This window comes from Streptacidiphilus cavernicola (genome assembly GCF_042510955.1).
Classification (GTDB): Bacteria; Actinomycetota; Actinomycetes; order Streptomycetales; family Streptomycetaceae; genus Streptacidiphilus; species Streptacidiphilus cavernicola.
In genome coordinates, this window is record NZ_JBHFAB010000006.1 from 46,961 (window position 1) to 68,026 (window position 21,066).

Consider the following 21,066-nt stretch of genomic DNA (forward strand, 5'->3'; position numbering starts at 1 on the left):
CCCCCGATGACCGAAACGGCCCCCGTCGCCGCGACCCCCGTACCCGCCGCTGACCCGGCCGCTGCCGATGCCGGTGCGGCTTCCGTCCTGTCCGGCGCTGGTTCCGGCACTGGATCCGGTGCTGCCGACCAGAGCGCCACCGTCGAGTTCCGCGGGCTGCGTCGCAGCTACGGCGCGACCACCGCGCTGGACGGGCTCGACCTCACCGTCCAGCCCGGCGAACTGCTCGCCCTGCTCGGCCCGTCCGGCTGCGGCAAGACCACCGCGCTGCGGATGGTCGCCGGCTTCGAGACCCCGGACGCGGGTGCGGTGCTGGTCGACGGCAAGGACATCACCGGCATTCCGGCCCACCGCCGCGACGCCGGCATGGTGTTCCAGTCGTACAGCCTGTTCCCGCACCTCAACGCCCGCGACAACGTCGCCTTCGGGCTGCGGATGCGGGGCGCCAAGGGCGCCGAACGGCGGTCCCGCGCCGACGAGTTGCTGGAGCTGGTCGGCCTGCCGCAGTACGGCGACCGCTACCCGCACCAGCTCTCCGGCGGCCAGCAGCAGCGGATCGCGCTGGCCCGCGCGCTGGCGCTGCGCCCGCGGGTGCTGCTGCTGGACGAGCCGCTGTCCGCGCTGGACGCCAAGGTCCGGCTGAACCTGCGGGACGAGATCAGCCGACTGCAGAAGGAACTCGGGATCACCACGCTGTTTGTGACGCACGATCAGGAAGAGGCGCTGTCCATGGCCGACCGGGTCGCGGTGATGCACGCCGGGCGGCTTGAGCAGTGCGCCACGCCGGCGGAGCTGTACGCGCGCCCGTCGACGGCGTTTGTCGCCGAGTTCGTCGGCACCATGAACCGGATCGCCGGACGGGTCGGCGACGACCCGGCGACGGTGGAGGTACTCGGCCGCAGACTGCCGGTGGATGGCGCGCGGACCGGCCCGAACCAGGACGTCGAGGTCCTGGTCCGACCGGAGAACGTGCAGCTCACGGCGCAGGGCGGGGGCGGTGCCGTGGTCGTCGGCAGCACCTTTATGGGTGCGTTCACCCGGCTCGCGGTGCAGCTCACGGACGGTAGGACGGTCAAGGTCGACCTGTCCACGCACGAGGCGGCGGCGCTCCCGGCGGGCACCGGCGTCACCGTGGGCCTGTCCGAGCGCCCGGTGCTGGTGGACGCACGCCCGTGACCCTTCCGCACCCGTTCACTCCCACCACCTCCATCGACCTCTCCGGCACGGGGTCCTCCGGCGCGCTCCAGGCCGTCCTGTTCGACATGGACGGCACCCTGGTCGACACCGAAGGACTCTGGCAGCAGGCGGTGGCGGCCGAGGCCGCGCTGCTCGGCCTGCCGCTCGGCCCGGACGACCAGCCCTTCATCCTCGGCCGCGCCGCCGAGGACACCGCAGACCACCTGCACGACCGACTGGCGGCGGCGGGAACGGCCGAGGCCGGTGCGGTCGACGCCAGTTCGGTTGAAACCACAACCAGCAGCAGCACCAAGACAGTTGGCAACGCCGACCCGGCCGACGTCAGCCCCCCGCCCTCGCTGCCCCGGCTCCGCGCCGCGTTGGAGCACCGCTTCGCCGACCTGGTCCGGGCCAGGGTGGTGCCGCTGCCCGGCGCGCTCACCCTGCTGGACGAACTGTCCGCCGCGGGCGTCGCCGCCGCGCTGGTCTCCGCCTCGCCCCGGCACGTGGTCGACATCGTCCTGGACGCACTCGGCCGGCACCGCTTCGCGGTGACCGTCGCCGCCGGGGAGACCCCGCGGACCAAGCCCGAGCCGGACCCGTACCTCGCCGCCGCGGCGGCGCTCGACGTCGACCCGGCCCGCTGCGTCGCCGTGGAGGACACCCCCACCGGCATCGCCTCCGCCGAGGCGGCGGGCTGCGCGGTGCTGGCCGTCCCGTCCGCGACCCCGGTCCAGGCAGGCCGACGGCGGACCGTGATCCACAGCCTGCTGGACGCGGACCTGGCCCTGCTGCGGAGGCTGGCGGCGGCCGGGAGAGCATAGGCGGACGCCCCGGCGGCGCCGTCGCCGCACAGGCGGGTGCTCGGCGGCACCGTCAGCTGCTCATCCCGTCGCGGCCCACCCGTCCTCCCCCCGCCCCTGCCCACCGACCCGAAGGCGCGCCCACCCATGCCCTACCTGTTCCTCGCGATCGCCATCAGCAGCGAGATCTGCGCCACCGTCTCGCTCAAGTTCTCCGAGGGCTTCACCCGGCTGCTGCCCAGCCTGGTCGTGATTGCGGGGTACGGGCTCTCCTTCGTCTTCCTGGCCCAGGCGTTGAAGCACATCCCGGTGAGCACGGCGTACGCGATCTGGTCCGGCATCGGCACGGCGGTGGTCGCCGCGATCGGCTTCAGCTTCCTCGGCGAGAGCATCAACAGCTGGAAGCTGTGCGGGATCGCCCTGATCATCGCCGGCGTCATCGCCCTCAACCTGGGCGGCTCCTCGCACTGAACGCGGCGCACTGAACGCGGCGCGTTGACCGTGGCGCGGCGACCGTGGCGGGTTTCCTGGCCTGGTCAGCCGCTTGCGGGCATCAGTACGATGCGGCCAGGGCCGAGTCGCGGCTCGCGGGCGCTCCTGCGGCCCGGGGCCGCCCCCGCCCCGGGAACCGTCACCGGAGAAACCACGCCCGCCTCCTCCTCCCCGCAGGAAGGCGCCCCGCACCCGTGACCCAACCGCCTGCCGCCACACCGCCGTTCGGCCCCGACGCCACCTTCACCTCGCCTCCCGCGTCACCCGCCGCGTCACTCCCCGCTTCGCTTCCCACCTCGCAGCCCTTCCCCACCCCCCGCGCCCCCTCCGCCGCTCCCTGCGTCCCATCCGCTCCGTCCGCCCTGCCGCTCCTCCTGGACGGCCTCTCGCTCACCCCGGCCGGGGTATCCGCCCTCGCCCGGCGTACGGCGACCCCGGAGGTCGCCCCCGCCGCCCGCGCGCGCCTGTTCCAGGCCCGCACCGTCGCCGAACAGATCGTCACCAAGCGCCAGGTGTACGGCCTCACCACCGGCGTCGGCGCCAACCGCACCACCGAGGTCTCCGACCAGGCCGCCGACGGACACGGCATGCGCCTGCTCCGCAGCCACAGCGGCGGCATCGGCCCGCTGGTCCCGGTCGAGCAGACCCGCGCGATGCTCGCCGTCCGGCTGAACCAGCTGCTCAGGGCCGGTTCGGCGATCAACCCCGAGGTCGTCGACCGGCTCGCCGACGTGCTCCGCTCCGGGCACGTCCCCACCGTCCACGGCTACGGCTCGGTCGGGACCGCGGACCTCTCCGCCCTCGCCGAACTCGGCCTGGCCCTGGCCGGAGAGCAGCCCTGGCGCGAGGCCACCGGCACCGGCCCGACCCCCGCCCCGCTCACCCTGGACCGCTGGGACGCGCTACCGCTGATGTCCAGCAGCGCCCTGACCATCGCTCAATCTGCGCTCTCACACCACGACTTGAGCCGCCTCCTCGATTCAGTCCCACTGATCGCCGCACTCTCGCTGGCCGCGGTGCACGGCTCCACCGAGCCCTTCGCCGCCCCGGTGCACGCCCTGCGCCCGCACGCCGGCGCGACCACGCTCGCGGCCCGGATGCGGGAGCTGCTGGAACCGATCGGCTGGCAACCCGCCCTGATCCAGGACCCGTTCGGCTTCCGCTGCCTCCCGCAGGTGCACGGCGCGGCGCTGGACGCGGCGGACGCGCTGGGCCAGGTCCTCGCGATCGAGCTCAACAGCGCCGCCGAGAACCCGCTGCTCTCCTTGGAGGAGCCTGCCGACTACCACCACCACGGCGGCTTCCACCAGGCCTCGTTGGCGCTGTCGACCGACCACCTGCGACTGGCCCTGCTCGGCACCGCACAACTGTCCACCGCCCGGTTCGGGGTACTGGCCTCGCCGGTCTTCACCAACCTGCCGCCGTTCCTGGCCGAGGACGAGGACGGCAGCAGCGGCATCATGATCACCGAGTACGCGGCAGCCTCCGCCCTGGCCGAACTGCGCGGCCTGGCACAGCCGGTGACCCTCGGTCACACCGTGCTCTCGCGCGGCGTGGAGGAACACGCCAGCTTCGCCGCGACCGGTGCCCGACACCTGCTGGAGAGCCTCCCCCTGCTGCGCCTGATCCTCGCCTGCGAGCTGGTCGCCGCGACCCGCGCCCTGCGGATGCGCGGCACGGTGCTGGACTCCGGCACCGTCCTGGGCCGCTTCCAGCGCGACGCGGCTGCCGTCCTCAATCCCGACCTCGCCGACCGCGACCTCACCCCGGACGTGGAGGCGGCGGCAGCGCTCCTGGGGCGCATTACCTGACGCGGGGGGCGCACGACCGGAGAATGCGCGGATCGTTCACCCCCTCGCTTCGCCCCTTTGATACCCGAATGACCGGCGGAGTGACATATTCCAGCAGGATGATGGACCCGGGCCAGCACAGAGCGTGCCCATTCCGCTACCACGAGATACAGGGATGCCGTGCGAGTCGTGCTGGTCGTACTGGTGGCCATCGCGATCTGGTTCGCGATCGCTTTCCTCCTGGGCCCCGTCGTCGGCCGCGTCCTGAAGCTCGGCCACATCCGCCCCACCACCGGGCCCGTGTCCCAGCCCCCCGAAGCCGAGGCCGGAGCCGAGACCGAGGCCCGCGAGCCCGAGGTCGACCCCGAACCGGATGACCGGGACGACTGAGCCCAATACCGCCAAAGACCGGGCACATTGGCATACGCAGCAGTCAGACATTCCGCTCGACTTTCCCGATTCGGGACATCTTGACGATTTGATCAGCCTCTTCGGAAGTCCGTAGACTGACCGGAGGGCGACATCGGCTTTCGATGTCCGTCAGAATGGAAAGTAGCCACTGTGAATGTGAAGAGAATAGCCGTTGCGGCAGTACTGGCCGGGGCAACGGTTCTGGGCATGTCGGGGACGGCCTTCGCCTCGGTCGGCGGCGTCGACTGCCTGACCGGCGACGCCTGCCTGTACTACAACTCGGGCTTCGGCGGCGCCCGGTGGACCTACCCCGGAGACGTCCCCAACCTGCAGGGTGAGCGCTTCTACGCCTGGAAGACCTACAACGGGACAGTCGACTCCGCCGGTGACGCGCAGCCGGTGAAGAACAACACCGCCTCGGCCCAGAACTGGTCGAACACCCAGGGCTTCCGGATCTACTACAACTCCAACTACGGTGGCGTGTACCAGACGTTCGACGCCGGAATGCAGGGCAACCTCAATTCCAGCCTCAAGAACGAGGACGCCTCCATCAAGTGGTTCCAGGAATTCTAGCCCCGAGAGAATTCTGAAGTTCACCGTCCCCGCCGAGAGGAGAAACTCGGCGGGGACTTCATCTGCTCCGGCAGCGCAAGGAACGGCAATGCACCACAAGAAACGTCTGGTCCCCCTCCTGCTGACGCTCACCCTTGCGGCCGTCACCGTCTCGTGCTCAAGCCGGCCCGGACCGGCCCCCCGGACCGCCGCACCGACGGAAACCTCGATGGCGACGTCCCCCGAGGCGGAGCCCCGTCTGGTCCTGCCCATCGAGGGGTACCTGCTCGGCAGGCACCAGGAGAGCCTCGTCAACGGCGCGGAACTGGTGCTCGTCGGCACCTGCCTGCGGTCGCTCGGGTTCTCCTACAAGACGCCGAAAATAACCGTCGTGAGCCCCGCGGACGACCCGGGCCGCGGCTACCACCGCTACGGCGTCACATCGCCCGGCGAAGCAGCCGAGAACGGATACCACCTGCCCGCCTCGCGCGGCCCGGCGCCCGAGCAGCCAGAATTCAGCAAGGCCGAGGAACCGGCCATACTCGGCGGCCAGTTGGCGAACGCGGACGGCAGCACCACCGCCCCGGCCAAGCAGATCGTCCTCCCCAACGGGGACAAGGTCCCGCCCGGGGGCTGCCTCGGACAGGCGCGGCACACCCTGCTCACCGCCGGCGGGACAGCCGGAGACGCACCCATGGCCTCCAGCATCGACCTGCAGAGCTTCCAGCAGTCAGCCGCCGAAGCCGGCGTCAAAAGCGCGTTCAGTAAATGGTCCGCCTGCATGAAGCAGCACGGCTTCACCTATGCCGCGCCGCTCGACGCCATGAACGATCCCAAGTTCACCACTCCCGCCCCGACGGCCCTGGAAAAAACCGTGGCCCGCACGGACGCCCTCTGCAAGCAGCAGGCCGACGTCATCGCCACCTGGTACGGAGCGGACGTCGCCCTGCAGACCAAGAAGATCGCAGCCGCAGGCAAGAGCATGGCGGTCATCAAGTCGGGAATCGCCGCAGAACTCCACTCCGCCACCCAGGTCCTACAAACCGCCGGCGCCCTCACACCGTCCGGCGCCACCAGCGGATAGCCGTCCAGCCCAGCAGTCGAGAAACGAGGCCCCCGCCGGTTCATCATTCCGGCGGGGCTGCGCCACCACGGCAGGTTGCGGGCCATAACGATGTGCTGGACCTCATCGTCGGCGGCGGGCTCGGGCCGCGGCCGCGGCGTCGCAGTCGGCGCAGCGAAGCACGGTGCCGCCGGCCCCGGTGTCGCCGTGGACCTCCGCCACCACCCGCGCCTTCGGCGTCCACTTGTCGCAGCCGCCGCAGTATCCGGCCTTGGTCGCGCCCGTGGGCGGCTGGATCTCGATCACGTCCGGCCGCCATGGGCCTCGATGTCGCCCAGGAACCGCGCGTAGCAGTCGTCATGGTCAATCGCGACCCGGCGCGCAGCCGGGTCGGCGCGGTCCAGACGCACCCGCATCGCCGTGCTCGGCTCGTCGCAGTAGTCACAGTCCGGTCGGGGCGCAGCGGAGGGTGCCATTGGCACCGTGGTGGCAATCGTGGACATGGCACCTCTGCCTACTTGTATATCCAAGCTGTCGTTGCCGCCACGATAGGTCATCGTTGCTTGGATATACAAGTAGGCAGAGCGTGAAAAGGGGACCCGTAGAACCCTGCTGACGCCCCATCACCGTTCAGGGGATGTCGATCACGTACCGGAAGACGTGGCGGTCGCACGGCACCCGAGAGTCCAGCACCTCCACCACCTCACCGGACGCGACGTGCCCCGTCCGGAACACCCGCGCCAACGGCACGCCCGGCGGGATCGCCAGCACCTGCGACTCCTCCGGGGTCGGCATCCGGATCTCCAGATCCTCCACGAACTGCACGATGCGCTGACGGACCGGACCCTCCGGGTCTTCGATCAGCCGGCTCACGCCACCGCGCACCCGCCGCATCTCCGCCACCTCGGTCCCCTCGAACCGGGAGGCCAGGTAGTGCCCGTTCACCAGCTGCATCGGCTCGCCGTCGACCACGAACCTCAGACGCCGCACAATCACCGGAGTCCCCTCGGCGACACCGAACCTCTCAGCGATATCCGGTGGTGCGGGCACCGTCTCCACGGCAAGCAGCTGCTGTTCGGCCGTCTTGCCTTGCGCCGCCGCCTCGGCGTTGTAGTTCGGGTCGCCGGTGTACCGGCGCAGCCGGAAGTTCGCCCCGGTCGTCAGCATCTGCACGGAAGGTCGAGGCCGGACGAACACGCCCTTGCCTTGTTGGCTCACCAGCAGGCCGTCAGCCTTGAGGAGCGCGATCGCCTTCCGGACCGTCACCCGCGTGGTGCCATAGCGGTCCTTGAGGTCGTTCTCGGACGGCAGTTGCTGGCCGGGCGTCAACTCGCCCGCCAAGATCGCGGACCTCAGCGCCTCGGCGATCTGCCGGAAGATCGGCGTCTCTCGGGCGCTCATGGGCACAGCTACCTACCTCCGCTTGCGTATCCAAGCAAGCGTACGACAGGGACCCGACAGTCACCCGGTATAGGACCAACCCGTCATCTGCTGCAGGGTGATGGCCACGACCGGGCCGGACGGGCGCTGGGCGGCGTACTGCGGGTACTTCGCGGCGAGTAGGTCAAGCGCATCCTCGCGGCTCCGACCGTCGTGCCAGATCTCCGCCAGGCCGTCAGCTCGGGCCCACCAGAGGGTTTCCCAGTCGTCGGCGTAATGATCGACCAGCACCGACACCCTGGGGTTCTCGGTGATGTTCCGCAGCCGCCGCAGATCGGTCGAGGCCTTCGGCTTGTGGTCGACGGCGAAGTACAGGTGGTCGCCGTCCAGGGCAAAGGTGATCGGCACCATGTGCGGCTCGCCGGTACCGGAGACGGTGGCCAACCGGGACACGCGGGCGGCCAGCAGACGGGCACGGCACTCCGCAGGTTCGAGCCTCATGGCCCGACGGTACCGTGCGACGGAGTGCCCCCGTTCGGCACAGGGCCGAGCGGGGGCTTCCCGGTGCTCTGAGCCGGCCGGCGATGATTTACGGCAGGTTGCGGGCCATGACGATGCGCTGGACCTGGTTCGTTCCCTCGTAGATCTGGGTGATCTTGGCGTCGCGCATCATCCGCTCCAGCGGGTAGTCGCGGGTGTAGCCGTAGCCGCCGAGGAGTTGGACTGCGTCGGTGGTGATCTCCATCGCCGCGTCCGAGGCGAAGCACTTCGCCGCGGCGCCGAAGAAGGTCAGGTCGCCGTCGCCGCGCTGGGAGCGGGCCGCGGCGGCGTAGGTGAGCTGGCGGGCGGCCTCCAGCTTCATGGCCATGTCGGCCAGCATGAACTGGATGCCCTGGAACTCCGCGATGGCCTTGCCGAACTGCTTGCGCTCCTTCACGTACCCGGCCGCGTAGTCCAGCGCGCCCTGGGCGATCCCCAGCGCCTGGGCGGCGATGGTGATCCGGGTGTGGTCCAGGGTCTTCATCGCCGTGGCGAAGCCGGTGCCCTCGGCGCCGATGATCCGGTCGGCCGGGATGCGGACGTTGTCCAGGTAGACCTCGCGGGTCGGCGAGCCCTTGATGCCGAGCTTCTTCTCCGGGGCGCCGAAGGTGACGCCCGCGTCGTCCTTCTCCACCACGAACGCGGAGATGCCCTTGCTGCGCTTCTCCGGGTCGGTGACCGCCATCACCGTGTAGAACTCGGAGACGCCCGCGTTGGTGATCCAGCGCTTGACCCCGTTCAGCACCCAGGAGTCGCCGTCGCGCACCGCGCGGGTCTTCATCCCGGCCGCGTCGGAACCGGCGTCCGGCTCGGACAGGCAGTAGGAGAACATGCCCTCCCCCGCCGCCAGCCGCGGCAGGTACTTCTGCTTCAGCGCCTCGTCCCCGGACAGGATCACCGGCAGCGAGCCGAGCTTGTTGACCGCCGGGATCAGCGAGGACGAGGCGCAGACCCGCGCCACCTCCTCGATCACGATCACCGTCGCCAGCGCGTCCGCGCCCGCGCCGCCGAACTCCTCGGGTACGTGCACCGCGTGCAGGTCGTTCGCGGTCAGCGCGTCCAACGCCTCCTGCGGGAAACGCGCCTGCTCGTCCACCTCGGCCGCGAACGGGGCGATCTTCGCCTCCGCCAGGGAACGCACCGCGTCCCGGAGCATCTCGTGCTCCTCGGAGATCCGAAACAGATCGAAGTCCGCCGCGCCGGCCGAACCAGCCGAACCATTGGACGCCATGCGCCTCACCCCAAGTTATCTACCGTTAAGTAACATCTGGCCCTCAGGAGATTCTAGGGCTTCCGGCCCCCGGCGTCGGGCGTGACGTGCGCTACAGCCCCCGCCGCCACTGGGTAGGATCTCCAGGTCCGGCCTGCTCCACACCCACCCGGCGGAAGGACGACCACGCCGTGAAGATCACCGTCATCGGCACCGGCTATCTGGGAACCACCCATGCTGCCTGCATGGCCGAGCTCGGATACGAGGTCCTGGGCCTCGACATCCTCCCCGAGCGGGTCGCCACCCTCGCCTCCGGCCGGGTCCCGATGTACGAGCCGGGCCTGGAGGAGCTGCTGCGCAAGCACGTCGCCGGGGTCGAGGGCTCGACCGGGCGGCTGCGCTTCACCACCTCCTGGGAGGAGGTCGGCGAGTTCGGCGACGTCCACTTCATCTGCACCAACACACCTCAGCGGCGCGGCGAGTTCGCCTGTGACATGAGTTACGTGGAGTCGGCGTTCGACCTGCTGGCGCCGCACCTGCACCGGCGCACGCTGGTGGTCGGCAAGTCCACCGTCCCGGTCGGCAGCGCCGAGCGGCTGGCGGTCCGGCTGGCCGAGAACGCCCCGATCGGGTCGGCCGCCGAGGTCGCCTGGAACCCGGAGTTCCTGCGCGAGGGCTACGCCGTCGACGACACCCTGCACCCGGACCGGCTGGTGGTCGGCGTCCGCAGCGCCGAGGCGGAGGAGACGCTGCGCGCGCTCTACCAGCCGCTGATCGACCAGGGCACGCCGTTCGTGGTCACCGACTTCCCGACCGCCGAGCTGGTGAAGACGGCCGCGAACTCATTCCTGGCCACCAAGATCTCCTTCATCAACGCCATGGCCGAGGTCTGCGAGGCCTCCGGCGCGGACGTGGTGCAGCTCTCCGCCGCGCTGGCCTTCGACGAGCGGATCGGCGGCAAGTTCCTCAACGCCGGGCTCGGCTTCGGCGGCGGCTGCCTGCCCAAGGACATCCGGGCCTTCATGGCCCGCGCCGGGGAGCTGGGCGCGGACCAGGCGCTGACCTTCCTCCGCGAGGTCGACAACATCAACATGCGCCGCCGCGGCCGGATGGTCGAGCTGGCCCGCGAGCAGTGCGGCGGCGGCTTCCTCGGCCGCCGGGTGGCCGTGCTGGGCGCGGCCTTCAAGCCGAACTCGGACGACGTCCGCGACTCGCCCGCGCTGAACGTCGCCGGGCAGATCCAGCTGCAGGGCGCGCAGGTCACCGTCTACGACCCGAAGGCCATGGACAACGCCAGGAAGATGTTCCCGGCCCTGTCCTTCGCCGACTCCGCGCTGGACGCCGTCAGCGGCGCGCATGTGGTGCTGCACCTGACCGAGTGGCAGGAGTTCCGCGAGATGGACCCGGCCGTGCTGGGCCGGGCCGTGGCCGAGCGCAGCATCCTGGACGGCCGCAACGTCCTCGACCCGCAGCGCTGGCGCGACGCGGGCTGGACCTACCGCGCGCTGGGCCGTCCCAGCTGAGGGAGCAAAAGGGAGTGCGTACCCGATGACCGACCACAGCGACGACGCTGCCGCCGTCCGCGAGATCCTGACCGGGACCGGTTCGACCTGGGCCGTGGTCGGGCTGTCCAACAACACCTCCCGCGCCGCGTACGGGGTGGCCCGGGTACTGCAGCGGTTCGGCAAGCGGGTGGTGCCGGTGCACCCGAAGGCCGAGACGGTGCACGGCGAGCAGGGCTACGCCACCCTCGCCGACGTGCCGTTCCCGGTCGACGTGGTGGACGTCTTCGTCCGCAGCGACCTGGCCGGAGAGGTCGCCGACCAGGCGGTCGCGATCGGCGCGCGGGCGGTCTGGTTCCAGCTCGGCGTGATCGACGAGGCGGCGTACGAGCGCACCCGCGCCGCCGGCCTCGCCATGGTGATGGACCGCTGCCCGGCGATCGAGATCCCCCGCCTGGCCGGGTAGCCGTTGCCCGGGTAACCGGGTCACCCCGGTACGTCCTCGCGCCGTCTTCTACGCTGGGCCCCATGCGACTCGACGGCATCGCCCTGCGCTACGGGCTCCGTGACCCATGGGTGCTGTACGGGGTGGATCTGGACGTCCCGACCGGGCAGCTGATCCGGGCCCAGGGCGGCAACGGCGGCGGCAAGTCCACCCTGCTGCGGCTGGTCGCCGGCGTCCGCACGCCCACCCGCGGCAGCGTCAGGGACCAGCCCGCGCGCCGGGCGTACGTGCCGGAACGGTTCCCGGCCGCACTGCCGTTCACCGCGCACGACTACCTCTGCCACCTCGGCCGGATCCACGGCCTGCGCGGCGCCGAGCCCGCCCGCCGGGCCGACGCGCTGCTGGACCGCTTCGGCGCGGCAGCCTTCGCCCGGACCCCGCTGGCCGAGCTGTCCAAGGGCACCTGCCAGAAGGTCGCGGTGGCGCAGGCCCTCCTTGGCGAACCGGAACTGCTGGTCCTGGACGAGGCCTGGACCGGCCTGGACCAGGCGAGCCGGGCCGAGTTGGACGCCGCCGTGGACGAGCGGCTGGCGCAGGGCGGCACCGTCCTCTTCGTCGACCACGACCCCGGGCGGCTGGCCGACCGCCCGACGCTGCGCTGGCAGGTCGGCGACGGAAGTGTCACCGCGACTGACGCACCGTCAAAGTCGGCTGCCAGCACCACGGCCACGACCACCACCGTGCGGATCACCCTCACCGCGGACGCCGCGCTGCTGAGCGAACTGCGGAACGACCCGCGGGTCCGGATCGAGCAGACCGAGGCGCTGACCTGATGCCCCAACTGATCCGCTATCAACTCGCCCTGCTGCTGCGCTCCCAGCGCTGGCTGCCGCCGGTGCTGCTGTTCGCCTTCCTGATCGTCGCCGGGCAGTTCGGCGGCCAGCAGTACGGCGACTCGCTCGGCTGGTGCGCCGCGATGCTGCTCCCCTGCACCGGCTGGATCACCCGTACCGTGCTCACCGGCGAGCCGGGCCCGGCCCGCGCCTGCGTGGCCGCGACCTGCGGTCCGCGCCGGGCCCACCTCGCGGCGCTGTGCACCGCGCTGATCGTCGGCGCGGTGCTGGCCATGGTCGCCGGGGTGTTCGAGTGGGTGCTCAGCAGCCCGCCGCAGGGCGTGGCGCACCCGCCGCTGGTGGCCATCGCCCGCGACGGCGGCACCGCGATCCTGATCGGGCTGCTGGTCGGCACCGCGCTCGGCGCGGTCTGCGCGCCGCCGCTGCTGAACCGGCCGGCCACTGCGGTGCTCAGCCTGGCCGGGGTCTCGCTGGCGCTGCTGGTGGCCCCGGGGTCGCCGGTCAACAGCGCCATCAGGGACGCCTTCACCTCCGACTCCGCCGACGCGGCCACCACCTTCCCGGCCCTGCCGCTGCTCGGCGCGGTGCTGCTGCTGGCAGCCGGTTGGGCAGTGGCCCTGCGGGCGGCGGAACGCGGCCTGCCGGACTAGCCGCCGCTACGCGCACCCGGGACTCCTACCCGGGACGCCCGACCCGGAAGGCCTGCCCGGGATGCCTGCCCTGCGGCTACGGGTTGGTCCCCGGGGCGACGTAGCCCGCGCCGATGTCGTTGTAGGACGCCGGGACGCAGCTCGGCACCGTGCGCACCACCGACAGCTGACTCGGCTGGAGCCCCCCGACCGGTGTCATCAGCTCCATGATCAGCAGGTGCTCCCCCTTCGGGACGGCACTGAGCCTGATCAGCGTGTAGTGCCCGTCGGCGGACGGGGGGAACACCTTCATCGGGTCGACGCTCTCGTCGGTGTCGACCGTGCCGTGGCAGGTGTCCGAGAACTCCATCACCGCGGCCGGGATGCCCGCCTTGCGCAGAGCGGCCTGCAGCCCGGGGATGCCCTTGAGGTTCATCAGCTTCACCGCGACGGTGCCGTCCGAGACGGACTTCACCACGTAGTCGGCGGTGACGATGTCGATGCCGTTCCCGCTTCCGCTGCGGAGCGGACCCGGCGCGGCCGACGAACCGGCGGCAGCCTGCTTGTCGTGCGTCCCCCCGGTCAGCGGCACGGTGACGGCCACCGCGACGGCTGCCGCGACGGCGCCGAGGGTGAGGGTCAGCCGGCGGCGCGGGACCCGGATCGGGGCGGGGCGGCCGCCCTGTGCGGCCGAGGCGGCCGGGCTGGCCAGGACGGTGGCGCGGGCGTTGAGCTCGTCCGCGAGCTGCTGCTTGAAGTGCAGGGGGGCATTCACTGGGTGACCTCCAGAACGGCGGCTTCGCGGTGACCGGTGCGGGGCTGGGACTCGGTCTGGGACTCGGTCTGCTCGACGCCGAGCAGGGCCTTGCGGGCGCGGTGCAGCCGGACCCGGGCGGAGGTCGAGCTGATGCCCAGCGCCTGTGCGGCCTCACGGACGGTCAGCCCGTCCAGGGCGACCAGGTCCAGCACCTCGCGCAGCGGGTCGGACAGCGCGGCGTGGGCGCCCGCCATTCGCCGGGCGGCACGGGCGGCGTCGATCCGGGCCTCGATGACACTGACGTCCTGGTCGTCCAGCAGCCGCCGGCCGGTGATCCGGGCGACCGCGTGCAGTTCGCGGGCGCTGCCGCGGAAGTGCGCGGAGATGACGTTGCGGGATATGCCGTACAGCCAGGCGACGGGCGCACCGCGCCGGGCGTCGTAGGTGTCCGCGTTCTCCAGCGCGGCCACGAAGATGTCCGCGGTGAGGTCGGCGGCCAGGTGCGGGCTGTCGACGCGCCGGGCGACGAAGCCGAGCACGGTGTCGAACTGCTGCTCGTAGAACGCGGCGAACCCGGCGGGGTCGCGGGTGGGTGGTGCGGTCGGATGCTCCGCTGGCACGGATGGCTCCTTGGGGCAGGTCGGGCGGGTGGTGCCTTACATCTCTACTTGGTCGCCGCGCCCGGAAGCGTTACATCCCCCGTCACCACAGCCCACCGGCCCCCGCTACGCCCCCTCGGCGGACCAGACCCGCCGGCCGCCCACGTAGGTCAGGGCCACCCCGGTCGCGCCGATCTCCTCCGCCGGGCCAGCGAACGGGTCGCGGTCCAGCACCGCCAGGTCGGCCAGCGCGCCGACCTGGATGGTGCCGGTGCCGTGGTGGTGGTTCACGTGCGCCGAGCCCGCCGTGTACGCGGCCAGCGCGGTGCCCAGGTCGAGCCGCTGCTCGGGCAGGAACGCCGGGACCTGCGCCGGGTCCTCGCCGTAGCCGCGGCGGTTGACCGCGGTGTGGATGCCCTGCATCGGGTCCGGGCTGCTCACCGGCCAGTCGCTGCCCGCCGCGAGGGTGGCCCCCGCGCGCAGCAGGTCGGCGAACGGGTACTGCCGGGCCGCGCCGTCGCCGCCCAGGAACGGGATGGTCAGCTCGTCCATCTGCGGCTCGTGCGCGGCCCACAGCGGCTGCAGGTTGGCGACCGCGCCCAGCGCGCGGAACCGCGGGACGTCCTGCGGGTGCACCACCTGGAGGTGGGCCAGGTGGTGCCGGGTGTCGCGGTGCCCGTTGGCGGTGCGGGCGGCCTCGACCGCGTCCAGCGCCTCCCGCACCGCGCGGTCGCCGAGCGCGTGGAAGTGGACCTGGAAGTCCAGCGCGTCCAGCGCGGTGACGTAGTCCCGCAGCGCGTCCGGGTCGACGAAGCTGAGGCCGCTGTTGGCGGTGGCGCAGCCGCAGCTGTCCAGGTAGGGGCTGATCATCGCGGCGGTGAAGTTCTCCGCGATGCCGTCCTGCATGATCTTCACCGAGTCGGCCCGGAACCGTCCGGCGCGCAGCCGGGCCCGGCGCTCGACCAGCTCCGGGATCTGCTCCGCGCCGCGCGAACGGTCCCACCACAGCGCGCCGTTGACCCGGGCGGTGAGGCTGCCGTCGGTCGCGGCGGCGAGGTAGGCGTCGCTCGGGTCGGCCTGGCCGTTGAACTCGCCGAGGATGGCGTCCTGCCAGCCGGTGATGCCGAGCGAGTGCAGCAGGCGCTGCGCCCGGAGCAGCCCGGCCAGCCGCTCGGCCGGGGTGGTGGTCGGGATGTGGCGGGAGACCAGGGTGGCGGCGCCCTCCTGCAGCATGCCGCCGGGGGCGCCGTCCGGCTCCCGTTCGATCCGGCCGTCGGCGGGGTCGGGGGTACCCGCGGTCAGCCCGGCGCGTTCCAGCGCGCGGGTGTTCGCCCAGGCGCCGTGGTGGTCCCGGTTGACCAGGAAGACCGGACGGTCGGGGACCAGCTCGTCCAGCAGCTGCCGGGTCGGGGTGCCGCCGGGGAAGCTCTCCATCGACCAGCCGCCACCGGTGATCCACTCCCGGTCCGGGTTGGCCTCGGCGTAGCCGCGGATGCGGCGCCGGTACTCGGCCAGGTCGGTGGTGCCGGTGAGGTCGCAGGCGCCCAGCTCGATGCCGCCGAAGACCGCGTGCACATGCGCGTCCTGGAAGCCGGGGACGAGCAGCCGCCCGGCCAGGTCGACCACCTCGGTCTTCGGGCCGATCAGGGCCCGGACCTCGTCGTGCCCGACCGCGCTGATCCGCTCGCCGCTGACGGCCACCGAACCGGCCGTGCTCCGGGCGCCGTCGGCGGTGAAGACCGGTCCGCCGGTGAGGACGAGGTCGGCGGGGGCGGTCATGGCGGCTCCAAGCAGTAGAGAGGAACGGGAAAAAGCAGCGGAGGCCCGGCTCGGGGACAAGCACCCGGGCCGGGCCTCCGCTCCGTTCCGCCGAACACAGCGGAACAGCGGTGGTACCGGGTCAGTCCTCGTGCGGGCCGTGCGCGACCGGTCCGTCGAGCTGCTCGATGGTCGCGACGGACGGCGGCTCGTCCGCGAGCGACGCCGCCACGCCCTCTGCCTCGCGCAGCACCCGGACCGCGTTGCCCCAGGTCAGCTTGCCGAGGTCGGTCTCGGACCAGCCGCGTCCGAGCAGTTCGGCGACCAGGTTGGGGTAGCCGGAGACGTCCTCCAGGCCGTCCGGCGTGAACGCCGTCCCGTCGTAGTCGCCGCCGATGCCGATGTGGTCCACCCCGGCGACCTCGCGCATGTGGTCCAGGTGGTCGGCCACGGTGGCGGCGCTGGCCCGGGGGCGCGGGTTCGCGGCCTCGAAGGCGTGCTGCACCACCATCGCGGCCGGGGTGGTGTCCAGCGCGTGGAAGCCGTTGGCCTCCATGTTGGCGTCGGCGCTCCTGGTCCAGGCGATGGCCTCGGGGAGGATGAACTTGGGGACGAAGGTCGCCATGGCCACCCCACCGTTGACCGCCAGCTGCTCCAGCACGTCGTCCGGGATGTTGCGCGGGTGGTCGCAGACCGCACGCGACGAGGAGTGCGAGAAGATCACCGGCGCCCGGGTGACCCGGAGCGCGTCCCGCATGGTGTCGGCGGAGACGTGGGAGAGGTCGACCAGCATGCCGATCCGGTTCATCTCCCGGACCACCGCCTCGCCGAAGCGGGTCAGCCCCTTCGCCACCGGCAGGTCGGTCGCGGAGTCGGCCCAGGGCAGGTTGTCGTTGTGAGTGAGCGTCATGTACCGGACGCCCAGGGCGTGCAGACCGCGCAGCACGGCCAGCGAGCAGCCGATGGAGTGGCCGCCCTCGGCGCCCATCAGCGAGGCGATCCGGCCCTCGGCTCGGGCCGTCTCCATGTCGTCGGCGGTGAACGCCAGCCGCAGCTGCTCCGGGTAGCGGGCGGCCAGCGCGCGGACGCAGTCCATCTGCTCCAGGGTGGCGCTGACCGCCTTGTCTCCGGCGTAATCGGCGCGGACGTAGACCGACCAGAACTGCGCGCCGACGCTGCCGGCCCGCATCCGGGCCAGGTCGGTGTGCAGGTGGGCGCTCTGGTCGGTGCTGATGTCGCGCTGGTCCAGGTCGTAGCCGACCTGCTCGCGCAGCGCCCAGGGCAGGTCGTTGTGGCCGTCCACCACCGGGTGCTCGGCGAGCAGCGTCCGGGCCCGGCCGAGCAGTGCCTCGTCGGCGGTCGTCGTGGTCATCGCGGTCAGCCCCCGAAGCCGAAGCTGTTGCCGCCGCCGACCTTGGCGCGGAGCTTCTTGCCCTTGTCGGTGGCCTGGTTGTTCAGCTCCTGCTGGAAGTCCCGCATCTTCTCGGCCAGGTCGGGGTCGAACGCGGCCAGCTGACGCACCGCCAGCAGCCCGGCGTTGCGCGCGCCGCCGATGGAGACGGTGGCGACCGGCACCCCGGCCGGCATCTGCACGATGGACATCAGCGAGTCCATCCCGTCCAGGTACTTCAGCGGCACCGGGACGCCGATGACCGGCAGCGTGGTGAGCGAGGCCAGCATCCCGGGCAGGTGGGCCGCGCCGCCCGCGCCCGCGATGATCGCCTTGAGGCCGCGCCCGGCGGCCTGCTCGCCGTACGCGACCATCTCGCGCGGCATCCGGTGCGCGGAGAGGACGTCGACCTCATAGCCGACCTCGAACTCGTCCAGGGCCTTGGCGGCGGCCTCCATCACCGGCCAGTCCGAGTCCGATCCCATCACGATGCCGACCAACGGCTGCTCAGGCATTCCCACTCCCCTACCAGTGCTCATTCGGTGATGTCGCCGCGCAGGTACGCCGCCGCGTGGCGGGCGCGCTCCCTGACGTCGTCCAGGTCGTCGCCGAAGACGGTGACGTGGCCCACCTTACGACCGGGCTTCACGTCCTTCCCGTACATGTGGATCCGCAGCCCGGGGTCGCGCGCCATGCAGTGCAGATAGGCGTGGTACATGTCCGGGTAGTCGCCGCCGAGGACGTTCACCATCACGGTCCACCTGGCGCGCGGGCGCGGGTCGCCGAGCGGCAGGTCCAGCACGGCCCGCAGGTGGTTCTCGAACTGCGAGGTGACCGCGCCGTCGATGGACCAGTGGCCGGAGTTGTGCGGGCGCATGGCCAGCTCGTTGACCAGGATCCGGCCGTCCCTGGTCTGGAACAGCTCGACCGCGAGGTGGCCGGTGATGTCCAGCTCCCCGGCGATCCGCAGCGCCAGCGCCTGGGCCTCGGCCGCAAGGTCGTGCGGCAGGTCGGGGGCGGGGGCGGTGACCTCGTGGCAGATGCCGTCCTTCTGCCAGGACTCGACCACCGGGTAGGCCACGGCCTGCCCGTGCGGGGAGCGGACCACGTCCGCCGCCAGCTCGCGGACGAAGTCGACCTTCTCCTCGGCCAGCACGGCCACCCCGGCCCGGAACGGCTCGGCCGCCTCGGCCTCGTCCGCGACCACCCAGACGCCCTTGCCGTCGTAGCCGCCGCGGGTGGTCTTCAGCACCACCGGATACCCGGCTCCCTCACCCGCGAAGGCGGTGACGTCGGCCGGGTCGGTGACCAGCCGGTGCCGGGGGCAGGGCACGCCCAGCTCGTCCAGACGGGCCCGCATCAGCCCCTTGTCCTGCGCGAACACCAGCGCGTCCGGGCCGGGCCTGACCGCCACGCCCTCGGCCTGCAGCGCCCGCAGGTGCTCGGTCGGGACGTGCTCGTGGTCGAAGGTGACCACGTCGCAGCCGGCCGCGAAGCGCCGCAGCGTGTCCAGATCCCGGTAGTCACCGAGGACGACGTCGCTCACCACCAGCGCCGCCGAGTCCTGCGGGGTGTCCGCGAGGAGCCTGAACCGCACGCCGAGCGGGATCGCCGCCTGGTGCGCCATGCGGGCCAACTGCCCGCCACCGATCATTCCGACCACTGGAAATGTCACAGACCGATGGTATCGGTGCCGACCCGGGCGTATCCGCGCAGGCCAGCGGGCAGCCTATGAGGGTGGGCCGTGGGATTGTCCACAGCCGTGAATGAACCGGCCGCGGGCGGACACACGTCCGGTACCTTGGGGGCCGCACGGGAACGTGAGAGTCCTATGAGATGCGCGTGCCGCCCCGACGGGGGGCTGCCGTGTGCGAACTAGCATGAAGAGGTGCTCCCGCCAGCGCGAGCCGCCGACCGAGAGACGGGCCCCGACCGATGACGACGACCATCAACGCCGAACCCGCCGCCGCACCGCCTTCGGTGATGCGGCGCCTCGTCGGCGAGCTGGCCAAGTTCGGCATCGTCGGCATAGTCGGCCTGGTGGTCCAGTTCGGCACCCTCCCGCTGATGCTGGACGTGCTCCCGGCCACCCGGGCCACCATGGCGTCCACCGGCATCGCCATCGCGACCAACTACATCGGCTACCGCTACTGGGTGTACCGGGACGCCGACAAGAAGACCCGGTCCCGCGAGATCGCCCTGTTCCTGCTGTTCAGCGGCATCGGCCTGGTGATCCAGACCGGCATGGTCTACGCACTCACCGGAATGACCGGGATGAACGGCAAGACCGCGGTGATGGCGTTCAACCTGGTCGGCATCGCCATCGCCACCCTGTTCCGCTTCTGGTCCTACCGGACCTGGGTGTTCCGGGCCGTTCCGGCCGCGGACCCGGCGCTGGCCGCGCTGCCCGAGCCGCCGCGGTAGCCGGTCCGTAAGCCGAGGCCCGGCCTCACGGCCTCACTTGACGTCCTCGCCCTGTCGTCCCAGGAACAGCGCGAACACCGGCGGCTTCTGCGCCAGCAGCTCCAGTCGGCCGCCGTCCGCCTCGGCCAGGTCGCGGGCGACCGCCAGGCCGATGCCGGTCGAGTTGTGGCCGCTCACCGCCCGCTCGAAGACCCGCGCGCCCAGCTCGCTGGACACCCCCGCGCCCTCGTCCTGCACTTCGAGCACCACCGAGGTGTCCCTGACCCGGGTACGGATGGTGACCGCACCGTCACCGTGCATCAGCGTGTTCTCGATCAGCGCCGCCAGCACCTGCGCGACCGCGCCCGCCGTGCCCAGCGCGCGCAGCCCCGGCGGGCCCTCCAGGTGCAGCGCCCGCCCGGCCCGGCTCAGCGCCGGGCGCCACTCCTCCGCCTGCTGCTTGATCACGTCGTCCAGCTCGAACGCGGTGGCCGCCGAGGTCTTCCGCTGGTCCCGGCTGTTGGTGAGCAGCCGCTGCACCACGTCGGTCAGCCGCTCGACCTGGACCAGGGCGATCGCGGCCTCCTCCTTCACCGTGCCCAGGTCGTCGGTCTCGGCGATCTCCTCCAGCCGCATCGACAGCGCGGTCAGCGGCGTCCGCAGCTGGTGCGAGGCGTCCGCGGCGAGCCGACGCTCGGCGGTGAGCATCCGGCCGATCCGCTCGGCGCTGGCGTCCAGCACCTCGGCGATCCGGTCCAGCTCGACCACCCCGTACCGGCGCTGCCGGGGGCGCGGGTCGCCGGAGCCCAGCCGCTCGGCGGTCTCGGCGAGCTCGGTGAGCGGACGGGCCAGCCGCCGCGCCTGCCAGACCGCGAGCAGCGCCGCGGCCAGGATGCTGAGCAGCGCGACCAGGATCAGCAGCAGCAGCATGTTCCTGACCTCCCGGTTCAGCGGCGCGCGCGACTCCTGGACGGTGACCTGCTCGCCGTGCAGACCGGTCTCGGTGGCACTGATCAGGTCGTCGCCGGCGGGACGGGTACCGAGAGTGATGCTCGCCTGCCCGGGGACCGCGACCACGGCGTAGCGCGGTGCGTTCTGGCTGGTCAGCCCGTTGAGCGCCTCGGCCTCGATGCGCTCGCCGGCCGCCAGCCGGTTCTCGACCACCCCGAGCAGGTGCAGCGCCTCGGAGGTGACCTGGTCCTGGGCGTTGTTCTGGATGCTGCGCTCCTCGACCAGTGCCAGCGGGGCGCAGAACAGCGCCACCACGACCAGCACGACGGCCAGGGTGGAGTTGATCAGCCTGCGCCTCACG

General features: G+C 71.9%; 24 protein-coding genes. 12 read left to right on the forward strand and 12 right to left on the reverse strand.

Features of this window, described 5'->3' with window-relative positions:
- Window positions 1–6: 6 nt before the first annotated feature.
- The 7 genes from ACEZDE_RS09915 (at window position 7) to ACEZDE_RS09945 (ending at window position 6,308) form a co-directional block, all read left to right on the forward strand.
- Window positions 7–1,176, forward strand: a complete 1,170-nt coding sequence (locus ACEZDE_RS09915) for an ABC transporter ATP-binding protein (RefSeq protein WP_380534651.1) — start codon at window positions 7–9, stop codon at window positions 1,174–1,176.
- Window positions 1,173–2,000 carry an HAD family hydrolase gene (locus ACEZDE_RS09920; RefSeq protein ID WP_380534653.1) on the forward strand — a complete coding sequence of 276 codons (828 nt, stop codon included), beginning with the start codon at window positions 1,173–1,175 and terminating at the stop codon, window positions 1,998–2,000. Before ACEZDE_RS09915 ends, ACEZDE_RS09920 begins: the two co-directional genes overlap by 4 nt.
- A 126-nt stretch (window positions 2,001–2,126) precedes the next feature.
- Complete coding sequence (locus tag ACEZDE_RS09925) at window positions 2,127–2,450, forward strand: DMT family transporter (RefSeq protein WP_380534655.1); 324 nt, start codon at window positions 2,127–2,129, stop codon at window positions 2,448–2,450.
- 215 nt (window positions 2,451–2,665) lie between these two features.
- Window positions 2,666–4,282, forward strand: a complete 1,617-nt coding sequence (locus tag ACEZDE_RS09930) for an aromatic amino acid lyase (RefSeq protein WP_380534657.1) — start codon at window positions 2,666–2,668, stop codon at window positions 4,280–4,282.
- A gap of 168 nt (window positions 4,283–4,450) precedes the next feature.
- Complete coding sequence (locus tag ACEZDE_RS09935) at window positions 4,451–4,651, forward strand: hypothetical protein (protein ID WP_380534658.1); 201 nt, start codon at window positions 4,451–4,453, stop codon at window positions 4,649–4,651.
- 228 nt (window positions 4,652–4,879) lie between these two features.
- Complete coding sequence (locus tag ACEZDE_RS09940; RefSeq protein ID WP_380534660.1) at window positions 4,880–5,245, forward strand: peptidase inhibitor family I36 protein; 366 nt, start codon at window positions 4,880–4,882, stop codon at window positions 5,243–5,245.
- Window positions 5,246–5,453: 208 nt separating this feature from the next.
- On the forward strand, window positions 5,454–6,308 hold the full coding sequence (locus ACEZDE_RS09945) for a hypothetical protein (protein WP_380534662.1): 855 nt from the start codon (window positions 5,454–5,456) through the stop codon (window positions 6,306–6,308).
- 102 nt (window positions 6,309–6,410) lie between these two features.
- Here the strand turns inward: ACEZDE_RS09945 and ACEZDE_RS09950 are convergent, their stop codons facing one another.
- From ACEZDE_RS09950 to ACEZDE_RS09970, 5 genes are all read right to left on the reverse strand, one after another.
- On the reverse strand, window positions 6,411–6,593 hold the full coding sequence (locus tag ACEZDE_RS09950) for a hypothetical protein (RefSeq protein WP_380534663.1): 183 nt from the start codon (window positions 6,591–6,593) through the stop codon (window positions 6,411–6,413).
- Window positions 6,590–6,763, reverse strand: a complete 174-nt coding sequence (locus ACEZDE_RS09955) for a hypothetical protein (RefSeq protein WP_380534665.1) — start codon at window positions 6,761–6,763, stop codon at window positions 6,590–6,592. Before ACEZDE_RS09955 ends, ACEZDE_RS09950 begins: the two co-directional genes overlap by 4 nt.
- Before the next feature lie 154 nt (window positions 6,764–6,917).
- Window positions 6,918–7,688 (reverse strand): GntR family transcriptional regulator, encoded by a 771-nt coding sequence (locus tag ACEZDE_RS09960; protein WP_380534667.1) that lies wholly within the window; start codon window positions 7,686–7,688, stop codon window positions 6,918–6,920.
- Between the two features lie 60 nt (window positions 7,689–7,748).
- Window positions 7,749–8,168: a TIGR03668 family PPOX class F420-dependent oxidoreductase gene (locus ACEZDE_RS09965; RefSeq protein WP_380534669.1), complete on the reverse strand. Its 420-nt coding sequence runs from the start codon at window positions 8,166–8,168 to the stop codon at window positions 7,749–7,751.
- An 88-nt stretch (window positions 8,169–8,256) separates the two neighbouring features.
- Window positions 8,257–9,438 carry an acyl-CoA dehydrogenase family protein gene (locus ACEZDE_RS09970; protein WP_380534671.1) on the reverse strand — a complete coding sequence of 394 codons (1,182 nt, stop codon included), beginning with the start codon at window positions 9,436–9,438 and terminating at the stop codon, window positions 8,257–8,259.
- 170 nt (window positions 9,439–9,608) lie between these two features.
- Here ACEZDE_RS09970 and ACEZDE_RS09975 point away from each other — a divergent pair, with 170 nt between their 5' ends.
- The 4 genes from ACEZDE_RS09975 (at window position 9,609) to ACEZDE_RS09990 (ending at window position 12,868) form a co-directional block, all read left to right on the forward strand.
- Entirely contained in the window at window positions 9,609–10,940 is a 1,332-nt protein-coding gene (locus ACEZDE_RS09975; protein ID WP_380534672.1) for a UDP-glucose dehydrogenase family protein, read from the forward strand.
- A 25-nt stretch (window positions 10,941–10,965) separates the two neighbouring features.
- Window positions 10,966–11,385 (forward strand): CoA-binding protein, encoded by a 420-nt coding sequence (locus ACEZDE_RS09980; protein WP_380534674.1) that lies wholly within the window; start codon window positions 10,966–10,968, stop codon window positions 11,383–11,385.
- 62 nt (window positions 11,386–11,447) lie between these two features.
- Entirely contained in the window at window positions 11,448–12,197 is a 750-nt protein-coding gene (locus ACEZDE_RS09985; protein ID WP_380534676.1) for an ATP-binding cassette domain-containing protein, read from the forward strand.
- The gene (locus ACEZDE_RS09990) at window positions 12,197–12,868 is read left to right on the forward strand and encodes an ABC transporter (RefSeq protein WP_380534678.1); all 672 of its coding nucleotides are present in this window, start codon (window positions 12,197–12,199) and stop codon (window positions 12,866–12,868) included. Before ACEZDE_RS09985 ends, ACEZDE_RS09990 begins: the two co-directional genes overlap by 1 nt.
- 76 nt (window positions 12,869–12,944) lie before the next feature.
- Here the strand turns inward: ACEZDE_RS09990 and ACEZDE_RS09995 are convergent, their stop codons facing one another.
- From ACEZDE_RS09995 to ACEZDE_RS10020, 6 genes are all read right to left on the reverse strand, one after another.
- Window positions 12,945–13,622, reverse strand: coding sequence for a hypothetical protein (locus tag ACEZDE_RS09995; protein WP_380534680.1), 678 nt, complete (start codon window positions 13,620–13,622; stop codon window positions 12,945–12,947).
- The gene (locus ACEZDE_RS10000; RefSeq protein WP_380534682.1) at window positions 13,619–14,224 is read right to left on the reverse strand and encodes an RNA polymerase sigma factor; all 606 of its coding nucleotides are present in this window, start codon (window positions 14,222–14,224) and stop codon (window positions 13,619–13,621) included. The genes ACEZDE_RS09995 and ACEZDE_RS10000 overlap by 4 nt, the downstream gene beginning before the upstream one ends.
- 105 nt (window positions 14,225–14,329) lie before the next feature.
- On the reverse strand, window positions 14,330–15,982 hold the full coding sequence (locus tag ACEZDE_RS10005; protein WP_380534684.1) for an amidohydrolase: 1,653 nt from the start codon (window positions 15,980–15,982) through the stop codon (window positions 14,330–14,332).
- 121 nt (window positions 15,983–16,103) lie between these two features.
- Window positions 16,104–17,333, reverse strand: coding sequence for a dipeptidase (locus ACEZDE_RS10010; RefSeq protein ID WP_380534686.1), 1,230 nt, complete (start codon window positions 17,331–17,333; stop codon window positions 16,104–16,106).
- A gap of 5 nt (window positions 17,334–17,338) precedes the next feature.
- Window positions 17,339–17,866 carry a 5-(carboxyamino)imidazole ribonucleotide mutase gene (gene purE / locus ACEZDE_RS10015; RefSeq protein ID WP_380534689.1) on the reverse strand — a complete coding sequence of 176 codons (528 nt, stop codon included), beginning with the start codon at window positions 17,864–17,866 and terminating at the stop codon, window positions 17,339–17,341.
- A 20-nt stretch (window positions 17,867–17,886) separates the two neighbouring features.
- Window positions 17,887–19,026 carry a 5-(carboxyamino)imidazole ribonucleotide synthase gene (locus ACEZDE_RS10020; RefSeq protein WP_380534691.1) on the reverse strand — a complete coding sequence of 380 codons (1,140 nt, stop codon included), beginning with the start codon at window positions 19,024–19,026 and terminating at the stop codon, window positions 17,887–17,889.
- A gap of 260 nt (window positions 19,027–19,286) precedes the next feature.
- On the opposite strand from ACEZDE_RS10020, the gene ACEZDE_RS10025 reads away from it, so the two are divergent.
- The gene (locus ACEZDE_RS10025; protein WP_380534693.1) at window positions 19,287–19,775 is read left to right on the forward strand and encodes a GtrA family protein; all 489 of its coding nucleotides are present in this window, start codon (window positions 19,287–19,289) and stop codon (window positions 19,773–19,775) included.
- 33 nt (window positions 19,776–19,808) lie between these two features.
- Here the strand turns inward: ACEZDE_RS10025 and ACEZDE_RS10030 are convergent, their stop codons facing one another.
- On the reverse strand, window positions 19,809–21,065 hold the full coding sequence (locus ACEZDE_RS10030; RefSeq protein WP_380534695.1) for an ATP-binding protein: 1,257 nt from the start codon (window positions 21,063–21,065) through the stop codon (window positions 19,809–19,811).
- Between the last annotated feature and the right edge of the window lies 1 nt (window position 21,066).

Bases quoted from the DNA above. Each gene is read 5' to 3' on its own strand.
- ACEZDE_RS09915 (WP_380534651.1), top strand. From the start codon at position 7: ATGACCGAAACGGCCCCCGTCGCCGCGACCCCCGTACCCGCCGCTGAC.
- ACEZDE_RS09925 (WP_380534655.1), top strand. From the start codon at position 2,127: ATGCCCTACCTGTTCCTCGCGATCGCCATCAGCAGCGAGATCTGCGCC.
- ACEZDE_RS09940 (WP_380534660.1), top strand. From the start codon at position 4,880: ATGTCGGGGACGGCCTTCGCCTCGGTCGGCGGCGTCGACTGCCTGACC.
- ACEZDE_RS09945 (WP_380534662.1), top strand. From the start codon at position 5,454: ATGGCGACGTCCCCCGAGGCGGAGCCCCGTCTGGTCCTGCCCATCGAG.
- ACEZDE_RS09955 (WP_380534665.1), bottom strand. From the start codon at position 6,763: ATGGCACCCTCCGCTGCGCCCCGACCGGACTGTGACTACTGCGACGAG.
- ACEZDE_RS09960 (WP_380534667.1), bottom strand. From the start codon at position 7,688: ATGAGCGCCCGAGAGACGCCGATCTTCCGGCAGATCGCCGAGGCGCTG.
- ACEZDE_RS09965 (WP_380534669.1), bottom strand. From the start codon at position 8,168: ATGAGGCTCGAACCTGCGGAGTGCCGTGCCCGTCTGCTGGCCGCCCGC.
- ACEZDE_RS09970 (WP_380534671.1), bottom strand. From the start codon at position 9,438: ATGGCGTCCAATGGTTCGGCTGGTTCGGCCGGCGCGGCGGACTTCGAT.
- ACEZDE_RS09980 (WP_380534674.1), top strand. From the start codon at position 10,966: ATGACCGACCACAGCGACGACGCTGCCGCCGTCCGCGAGATCCTGACC.
- ACEZDE_RS09985 (WP_380534676.1), top strand. From the start codon at position 11,448: ATGCGACTCGACGGCATCGCCCTGCGCTACGGGCTCCGTGACCCATGG.
- ACEZDE_RS09990 (WP_380534678.1), top strand. From the start codon at position 12,197: ATGCCCCAACTGATCCGCTATCAACTCGCCCTGCTGCTGCGCTCCCAG.
- ACEZDE_RS10005 (WP_380534684.1), bottom strand. From the start codon at position 15,982: ATGACCGCCCCCGCCGACCTCGTCCTCACCGGCGGACCGGTCTTCACC.
- ACEZDE_RS10010 (WP_380534686.1), bottom strand. From the start codon at position 17,333: ATGACCACGACGACCGCCGACGAGGCACTGCTCGGCCGGGCCCGGACG.
- purE (WP_380534689.1), bottom strand. From the start codon at position 17,866: ATGCCTGAGCAGCCGTTGGTCGGCATCGTGATGGGATCGGACTCGGAC.
- ACEZDE_RS10025 (WP_380534693.1), top strand. From the start codon at position 19,287: ATGACGACGACCATCAACGCCGAACCCGCCGCCGCACCGCCTTCGGTG.